General features: G+C 69.7%; 9 protein-coding genes. 7 read left to right on the plus strand and 2 right to left on the minus strand.

What is annotated here, in order from left to right; genetic code table 11:
• The first annotated feature begins 131 nt into the window (after positions 1-131).
• The 5 genes from ADBZ9K_RS23675 (at position 132) to ADBZ9K_RS23695 (ending at position 5,542) form a co-directional block, all read left to right on the plus strand.
• Positions 132-764 (plus strand): GntR family transcriptional regulator, encoded by a 633-nt coding sequence (locus tag ADBZ9K_RS23675; RefSeq protein ID WP_526624697.1) that lies wholly within the window; start codon positions 132-134, stop codon positions 762-764.
• A 63-nt stretch (positions 765-827) separates the two neighbouring features.
• Positions 828-1,307, plus strand: a complete 480-nt coding sequence (locus tag ADBZ9K_RS23680) for a GreA/GreB family elongation factor (RefSeq protein WP_526624698.1) — start codon at positions 828-830, stop codon at positions 1,305-1,307.
• Positions 1,308-1,366: 59 nt separating this feature from the next.
• Positions 1,367-2,341: an NADPH:quinone oxidoreductase family protein gene (locus ADBZ9K_RS23685; protein WP_526624699.1), complete on the plus strand. Its 975-nt coding sequence runs from the start codon at positions 1,367-1,369 to the stop codon at positions 2,339-2,341.
• Positions 2,342-2,468: 127 nt separating this feature from the next.
• Entirely contained in the window at positions 2,469-4,223 is a 1,755-nt protein-coding gene (treS, locus tag ADBZ9K_RS23690; RefSeq protein WP_526624700.1) for a maltose alpha-D-glucosyltransferase, read from the plus strand.
• On the plus strand, positions 4,220-5,542 hold the full coding sequence (locus ADBZ9K_RS23695) for a maltokinase N-terminal cap-like domain-containing protein (RefSeq protein ID WP_526624701.1): 1,323 nt from the start codon (positions 4,220-4,222) through the stop codon (positions 5,540-5,542). Before treS ends, ADBZ9K_RS23695 begins: the two co-directional genes overlap by 4 nt.
• A gap of 82 nt (positions 5,543-5,624) precedes the next feature.
• Here ADBZ9K_RS23695 and ADBZ9K_RS23700 read toward each other — a convergent pair whose 3' ends face one another.
• Positions 5,625-5,834, minus strand: a complete 210-nt coding sequence (locus ADBZ9K_RS23700; protein ID WP_526624702.1) for a ferredoxin — start codon at positions 5,832-5,834, stop codon at positions 5,625-5,627.
• Positions 5,831-6,742, minus strand: coding sequence for an FAD:protein FMN transferase (locus tag ADBZ9K_RS23705; RefSeq protein WP_526624703.1), 912 nt, complete (start codon positions 6,740-6,742; stop codon positions 5,831-5,833). Before ADBZ9K_RS23705 ends, ADBZ9K_RS23700 begins: the two co-directional genes overlap by 4 nt.
• An 87-nt stretch (positions 6,743-6,829) precedes the next feature.
• Between ADBZ9K_RS23705 and ADBZ9K_RS23710 the strand changes: the two genes are divergently transcribed.
• The gene (locus ADBZ9K_RS23710; protein ID WP_526624704.1) at positions 6,830-7,498 is read left to right on the plus strand and encodes a response regulator transcription factor; all 669 of its coding nucleotides are present in this window, start codon (positions 6,830-6,832) and stop codon (positions 7,496-7,498) included.
• Entirely contained in the window at positions 7,495-8,703 is a 1,209-nt protein-coding gene (locus tag ADBZ9K_RS23715) for a sensor histidine kinase (protein WP_526624705.1), read from the plus strand. Before ADBZ9K_RS23710 ends, ADBZ9K_RS23715 begins: the two co-directional genes overlap by 4 nt.
• Positions 8,704-8,717 lie beyond the last annotated feature (14 nt).

Here is an 8,717-nt window from a genome sequence, read left to right on the forward strand (position 1 = left end):
GAGGGCTCGCTCAGTCAGACAGAGTATGGGCCGCGTTCCTGCAATGAGCGCTAGTTCGCATCACTATGAGTATTTCTTGTATACAAAAACCGCCGTTACGTATTCTGCGGAGAGCCGAATACGGAGGTCGCATGCACCGGGCGTCGTTTCACAGCATCCTTCGGGCCGACCTGTTGGCCGGGCGGTTCTCCCCGCAGCAGCCGCTGAGTGAAAGCGCGCTCACCGGCGTCTACGGGGTGTCGCGCACACCCGTGCGGGAGGCGCTGAACCGGCTGGAGCAGGAGGGGCTGATCATCCGGGCGGCCCGCGGCTATCGCATCCGGTCGGGTGCGCCCGACGACGTCATCGAGATCTACGACGTCCGGATCGTCCTCGAACAAGCGGCGGCCGAAGCTGCGGCGACCCGCCGGACCGATCTGGAGCTGGCTCGGCTGACTCAGCTGCACCGGCAGGCGTGCCGCGAAGAAGACCCCGCGATCGCGCGCACCCTCAACGCGGACTGGCACGAGGTGCTGTGGGTCGCCTCGCACAACGCCACGCTGTGCGAGACGTTGGCGAACCTGGTCGCCCGCCTGCGCATCTACGACCGCGGCGGGCACCAGCACGACGACCTCGCGGTGGTCGCCGACGAACACCGGGTGATCCTGGCGGCCATCGAGACCGGTGACGCCGCCGCCGCCGGGCAGGCCGTCGCGGGACACCTGCAACGCTCCAAGCAGCTGCGCCTCGAGGCCTTCGCGCAGTCGGGGCTGGCCATCCAGTAGCCGCCCGCGGCCGAGCGGGCGAACGCGACATCCCCGGGCGCGGACGCAGGTACGTTGTCGTGCATGAGTCAGGACACCGGATCGACGAACTTCTCCGCACAGGACCGTGGCCGCATCGAGGAGGAGCTCGCCGAGCTGCGGCTGCGCGGCGACCAGATGCGCGCCGAGCTGCAGGGTGATGCCGACACCGTCGGTGACCGCGGCGACGCCGCCGACGCACTGCAGCGCTCCGAGGACCTGGCCGGCATCGACGAGCAGATCAACCGGCTGACCTGGCTGCTGGCCGGCGGCAACACCGATACTCCCGGGCAGCTGCCCAGCGGTACCGAGGTGACGCTGCGGTTCCCCGGCGATGAGCCGATCCGCATGCGGGTCATCCACTTCCTGGAGGAGACCCCGGCCGGTGCCGAGGACACCACGCTGACCTCGGACAGCCCGCTCGGTCTGGCGCTGTTCGGCCGGCAGGCCGGCGAGACCGTCACCTACTCGACTCCGCGCGGCGAGCTGCAGGTCGACCTGCTCGCCATCGACTTCCCCAGCTAGCGGCCACGGCCGGCAGGCATGCAACACTGACGACGCGATCGAGTCAGTGTGGAGGTGCGATGCGCGCGATCAGGGTGACCGAACTGAGCGGTCCGGAGTCGGTGCAGCTGGTAGAGATCGACGAGCCCGCCGGTGACGGCGGAATCGTCGTCGACGTGCACGCCGCCGGGGTGGCCTTTCCCGACGCCCTGCTGACCCGCGGGCTCTACCAATACAAACCGGAGCTGCCGTTCATCCTGGGTGCCGAGGTCGCCGGTGTGGTGCGCTCGGCGCCCGCGGACGCCCCGGTCAAGGCCGGGGACCGGGTCGCGGGGCTGACGATGATCACCGGCGCGATGGCCGAGACGGTGGTGCTCACCGACGAGCGGGTGTTCCCGCTGCCCGACAACGTCAGCTTCGAGGCCGGCGCCGGGCTGCTGTTCAACGATCTGACCGTGTATTTCGCGCTCACCGTGCGGGGCCGGCTGGCCCACGGTGAGACGGTGCTTGTGCATGGCGCGGCCGGCGGCATCGGCACCTCGACGCTGCGCCTGGCGCCGGCGCTGGGCGCGAGCCGGGTGATCGCGGTGGTCAGCAGCGCGGAGAAGGCCGACGTGGCGCGGGCCGCCGGTGCCACCGACGTCGTGCTGGCCGAGGGCTTCAAGGACGCGGTCGCCGAGTTGACCGGCGGAAAGGGCGTCGACATCGTCATGGACCCGGTGGGCGGCGACCGGTTCACCGACTCGCTGCGGTCCCTGGCACCGGGCGGGCGGCTGCTGGTGGTCGGGTTCACCGGCGGTGAGATCCCGACGGTCAAGGTCAACCGGCTGCTGCTGAACAACATCGACGTCGTCGGGGTCGGGTGGGGCGCCTGGACGATGACCCATCCCGGCGCGCTCGCCGAACAGTGGGACGGGCTGGCCGCGCTGCTCACATCGGGCCGGCTCGCCCCGCCCCAGCCCGACGTCTATCCGCTCGAGCAGGCCGGCGCCGCGGTCTCCGCGTTGGAGAACCGCACCGCCAAGGGCAAGGTCGTCGTCCGCGTTCGCGACTAAAACTCCACGGCTCCAAGCGGATTGGTCCCCGGTTGCCACCGGGCTGTGCGCCCACTACAACGGTGGGCAGACGACAGGGTTGTCGGAGGAAGATTCGACACGACCAGACTGGGGTAGTGGAACCTAGATGGAGTTGAGCAGCAATCCGACAGAGGGCAGCCACGTCGAAGGTGGCGTCGTCGAGCATCCCACCGCTGACGATTTCGGGCAGGCGCACGCGCTGCCCGCCGACCGTGTGTGGTTCAAGAGCGCGGTCTTCTATGAGGTGCTCGTCCGCGCGTTCTACGACTCGAACTCAGATGGCGTGGGCGACCTGCGCGGGCTGATCGAGCAGCTCGACTACCTGCAGTGGCTCGGCGTGGACTGCCTGTGGCTGCCGCCGTTCTACGATTCGCCGCTGCGCGACGGCGGCTACGACATCCGCGACTTCTACCGGGTGCTACCCGAATTCGGCACCGTCGACGACTTCGTCGCGCTGCTCGACGCCGCCCACAAGCGGGGGATCCGGATCATCACCGATCTGGTGATGAACCACACCTCCGACTCGCACCCCTGGTTCCAGGAGTCGCGCCGCGACCCCGACGGACCCTACGGCGACTTCTACGTGTGGAGCGACACCAGCCAGCGCTACACCGACGCCCGGATCATCTTCATCGACACCGAGGAGTCGAACTGGACGTTCGACCCGGTGCGCAAGCAGTTCTACTGGCACCGGTTCTTCTCCCACCAGCCCGACCTGAACTACGACAACCCCGCCGTGCAGGAGGCGATGATCGACGTCCTGCGGTTCTGGCTGGACATCGGCATCGACGGTTTCCGGCTGGATGCGGTGCCGTACCTGTTCGAGCGGGAGGGCACCAACTGCGAGAACCTGCCCGAGACGCATGCCTTCCTCAAGCACTGCCGCAAGGTCATCGACGACGAATTCCCCGGCCGGGTGCTGCTGGCCGAGGCCAACCAGTGGCCCGCCGATGTCGTCGAGTACTTCGGCGATCCGGACATGGGCGGCGACGAATGCCACATGGCGTTCCACTTTCCGCTGATGCCGCGGATCTTCATGGCGGTGCGCCGCGAATCGCGGTTCCCGATCTCGGAGATCCTGGCCCAGACCCCGGAGATCCCGGATATGGCCCAGTGGGGCATCTTCCTGCGCAACCATGATGAGTTGACGCTGGAGATGGTCACCGACGAAGAGCGCGACTACATGTACGCCGAGTACGCCAAGGACCCGCGGATGAAGGCCAACGTGGGTATCCGACGCCGCCTGGCCCCGCTGCTGGACAACGACCGCAACCAGATCGAGTTGTTCACCGCGATGCTGCTGTCGCTGCCCGGCTCGCCGGTGTTGTACTACGGCGACGAGATCGGGATGGGCGACATCATCTGGCTGGGCGACCGCGACGGCGTGCGCACCCCGATGCAGTGGACCCCGGACCGCAACGCCGGGTTCTCGACGGCCAACCCGGGCCGGCTGTATCTGCCGCCGAACCAGGACCCGGTGTACGGCTACCAGTCGGTGAACGTCGAGGCCCAGCGCAACAGCTCGACCTCGCTGCTGAACTGGACGCGCACCATGCTGGCGGTGCGGCGCCGCTACGACGCGTTCGCCACCGGCACGTTCCGCGAGCTGGGCGGATCGAACCCGTCGGTGCTGACCTATGTGCGGGAGATCGACGGCGGCGAGACGATGCTGTGCGTGAACAACCTGTCGCGCTTCCCGCAGCCGATCGAGTTGAATCTGCAGCATTGGAACTCCTACACCCCGGTGGAGCTGACCGGGCATGTGCCGTTCCCGCGGATCGGCCAGCTGCCCTATCTGCTGACACTGCCTGGCCATGGGTTCTACTGGTTCAGGCTGTGTCCGTCGGAGGAGAACCAATGAATTCACCGGTGAACCTGCCGTGGACCGAGTGGCTGCCCACCCAGCGGTGGTATGCCGGCCGCAGCCGAACCCTGGCGTCGGCCCAGGCCGCCGAGGTGGTCGCGCTGCGGCCGGGACTGGATCTGATGCTTGTCGACGTGACCTACGCCGACACCTCTGCGGAGCGCTATCAGGTTCTGGTGCAATGGGATTCGGCGCCGATGTCGGAGTACGGCAACGTCGCCACGATCGGATCGGCCGGTGAGCGCACCGCCTACGACGGCCTGTATGACGCGTCGGCGGTCCAGTTCCTGCTGTCGCTGATCGACTCCGGGGCACGGATCGGCGAGGTCACCTTCACCAAGGAACCCGACGTCACGCTGCCGCTGGATGCCGCCCCGCGGGTGTCCGACGCCGAGCAGAGCAACACCAGCGTGGTGTTCGAGGACGCGGCGATCTTCAAGTTGTTCCGCCGGGTGGCCTGTGGGGTGAACCCGGACATCGAGCTCAACCGGGTGCTGGGCCGGGCCGGCAACCCGCATGTGGCCCGGCTGCTGGGATCGTTCGAGACGACCCGCGACGGGCAGCCCTGCCCGCTGGGCATGGTGACGGCCTACGCCGCGAACTCCGCCGAGGGCTGGGACATGGCCACCGCCAGCACCCGCGACCTCTACGCCGAGGGTGACCTGTACGCCTACGAGGTGGGTGGCGACTTCGCCGGCGAGGCCTACCGGCTCGGCGAGGCGGTGGCTTCGGTGCATGCCACCCTGGCCCGGGAGCTGGGCACCTCCACCAGCGTGCTGGCCGTCGACGTGATGCGCGAACGGCTGTCCACGGCCGCGGCGGCGGTCCCCGAGCTGGCCGACTACCTGCCGGCCATCGAGGAGCGCTATTCCAAACTGGCCGACGAGCCGGTCACCGTGCAGCGGGTGCACGGCGACCTGCACCTCGGGCAGGTGCTGCGCACGCCGGAAGGCTGGCTGCTGATCGACTTCGAGGGGGAGCCCGGCCAGCCGCTGGAGGAGCGCCGGCGCCCCGATTCACCGCTGCGCGATGTGGCCGGCATGCTGCGTTCCTTCGAGTACGCCGCCTACCAACAGCTGGTCGACCAGACCTCCGATCGGCAGCTGGCCGCCCGGGCCAAGGAATGGGTGGACCGCAACTGCACGTCGTTCTGCGAGGGCTATGCCGCCGAGTCCGAGACCGATCCCCGCGACTATTCCGCGGTGCTGTCGGCCTACGAGTTGGACAAGGCGGTCTATGAGGTCGCCTATGAGGCGCGGCACCGGCCGAGCTGGCTGCACATCCCGCTGCGGTCGATCGCCCGCCTCGTCGGGTAGCCGGGCTTAGCGGCACCGAGCGTAACGCCGTGGCGGTGAGACGCGCGATTTTCCGCCATGGCGTTACGCTCGCGAACCGCTCTCAGTCCAGCAGCCGCAGTGCCAGCCGCGGGCAACGCTTCACCGCCGCCTTGGCGTACTTGGTCGACTCGGGTGGGACGGCGGGTTCGCGAGCGGGCTTGTGCGCCAGGGGATAACCCCAGTCGTCGCGGGTGAAGACGTCGGGCAGCAGCTCGGCGCACAACCCGCGCCCGTCGCAGCGGGTCCAGTCGATGTGCAATCGTTTCGTCATGGCTGCGGCCATCCTCCTACTGTCCGTATGCCACCGTCCCGGTCGACAAATCGAGCCGGAAAACCCAGTGCGGCAACCCAATCCGGGGCCCGGTGCCCGCGCACGATTGCCGCGGTGCTGATCGCGTTGGCGGCCAGGCAGGTGCCGGCCACCACACTGACGCAGCGCCACACCGGTTCGGCGGACCGGCCGGTGCGCGGGTCGATGATGTGGTGCACCAGGTCGCCGTCAGCCCACCAGCGCCGCCGTCGCGTGCTCGAGGTGGCCAGCCCGACACCGGCGCCCAGCGCCACCTGGCTGGCCGGGTCGTCGTCGGTGTCCTGGACCAGCACCTGCCAGTCACCTTCGGGCGGGGGGCCCACGGTCGCGATGTCGCCGCCGAGGTTGACCAGCACACCGGTGCCGTCCTGCTCGCACACCAGCCGCGCGCAGCGATCGGCGGCCACGGCCTTGGCGGTTGCGCCCAGGTCGAGCAGCACCCCGGCCGGCAGCCGCACCGACCGTCCGTCGAACTCGACCATCGACCAGTCGGCCGCGACCGTCAGCGACGCCACCCTCGGGGCCTCGGGGTCCAGGTCGGCGATGTCGCGGTCATAGCCCAGCGCGATCATCGCCGAGCCGACCGTCGGATCCACGTCGCCGTCGGTGAGCCGGGCCGCGGCCAGCGCGGCTTCGATCAGGTCGGCCAGCACCGGGCTGACCGCCGTGCGGGCGCCGCCGGCCGCGGCCAGCGCGCAGATCTCGGAGTCCGGGCGAAACCGCGACGCCGCCCGCTCGATCGCATCCAGCTCGGCGTCGACCACCGCGCGCGCCTGCGGCAGCGCATCGGGGCGGGTGACCAGCAGGTGCATGTCCGTGCTCCACCGGCTCCACTGCGATTGGCCGGGGCTGACCAGCGTCGACGCCATGGGTCCCATGCTGCGCGCCCGTTCTTTGAGCCCTGTAAGAAACAGGTTCACCGGCGATGTGCGCCGCTGCCGTGGCACCCTCTCTACGTGTCCGCACCCGTGTTGCTGGTCGTCGAGGACGACCGCGCGCTGAGCGCGATGCTGGCCGAGCTGTTCGAGGGTGAGGGCTACCGGGTGGACACCGCCTACGACGGCCAGCAGGGCATGCACCGCGGGCTGACCGGCGGATACGACGCGATCATCGTCGACCGCGGCCTGCCGGTGATGGACGGCGCGGATCTGGTGGCGCTGCTGCGGTCCAAGGGCATCACCACGCCGGCGCTGATCCTCACCGCGCGCGGGGCCGTCGACGACCGCGTCGAAGGTCTCGACGCCGGCGCGCAGGACTACCTCGTCAAACCCTTCGAGGTACCCGAGCTGCTGGCCCGGGTCCGGGCCCTGCTGCGCCGGACCGACAACGCCGCCACCGTCGTCGCGGCTGGACCGTTGCGGCTGGACCGGGTGACCCGACGGGTGTCGGGTGACACCCCCGACGGTGCCGAGGCGGAGCTGTCCGAGCGGGAGGCCGCGCTGCTGAGCACCCTGATGGCGGCACCCAAGCGGGTATTCAGCCGGGCCCAGCTGCTGGATTCGGTGTTCGACGGGGCAGAGTCCAGCGGCGCCGTCGACCTCTACGTGCACTATCTGCGGCGCAAGCTCGGCAAGCAGGTGATCCGCACCGTGCACGGAACCGGCTACCGATTCGGGATGGAATGACCCCGCCCAGCGACCTCGCCGTCGTCAAACGGGCCGGCCGCATCGTGGCCATCCAGGCCTCGACGGCGCTCGCGCTGGTGCTGCTGGTCGTCGGTGGGGTGGTGTTCACGGTCTACGTGCGCGCACAGAACCGGCAGATCGACGCCGAACTGCAGACGCTGGCCATGACGGCCGACGACGCCAACGACCCACCCCCGGACATGGAGCTGGCGTTGCGCGACAACCGGGGGCGGGTGTCGACCAGTGACGGCGGTGAGCTCGGTGTGCCGTTCCTGTCGGGGCCGGCCGGGTTCTTCGACATCCGCTCGGACGGACGGCACATGCGCGCCCTGGTGGTGGACCGCAGCGAGGGCCGGGTGGTGGCGATGACCGATCTGGCGCCCTACCACGCGGGGCGTAACCGGCTGCTGATGTCGCTGGCGTTCGCCGAGCTGGCCGGCATCCTGGCCTCGATCGCGGTGGTGGTGCTGTTCAGCCGGCGATCGGTGCGTCCGCTGACACAGGCGCTGGCTCTGCAGCGGCGTTTCGTCGCCGACGCCTCCCACGAGCTGCGGGCACCGCTGACCGTCCTGCACACCAGGGCGCAGATGCTGGCGCACCGGGCCGGCACCGCCGACGCCGCGACGGTCCAGAAGGACGCCGACGCGCTGGTGGCCGACACCCGGGCGCTGGCCGACATCGTCGACGACCTGCTGGCCTCGGCCACGATGACGGCGGGCAAGCCGCCGCGCGACCGGGTCGACCTGGCCGCGGTGGCGGCCTCGGTCCGCGACAGCATGGCACCGTACGCGAATGCCCACGGTGTGGCATTGAGCCTGGAGAACGACGCCGCCACAGCCTCTTTCGAGGTGTCGGGTTCGGAGGCGGCACTGCGCCGGGCGCTGACCGCGCTCGTCGACAACGCCCTCGGTCACGAACACGAGGGCGGAACGGTGCGACTGCGCCTCGGCCGTACCGCGGCGACGGTCAGTGTGGCGGTCGTCGACGACGGTGTCGGCATCGACACCGACGCCATGGCGACGCTGTTCACCCGGTTTTCGCACGGCAGCGAACACACCCTGCGCGAGGGGCGGGAGTCCTACGGCATCGGACTGGCCCTGGTGCGTGAGATCGCCCAAGCCCATGCGGGAGACATCACGGTCACCTCGACGCCCGGGCAGGGCGCGACCTTCACGCTGAGCCTGCCCGCCGCGCAGCGCGGCTGACGCACTGGGATGTC

It is taken from the genome of Mycobacterium sp., from assembly GCF_965229265.1.
In the GTDB taxonomy this organism is placed as follows: Bacteria; Actinomycetota; Actinomycetes; order Mycobacteriales; family Mycobacteriaceae; genus Mycobacterium.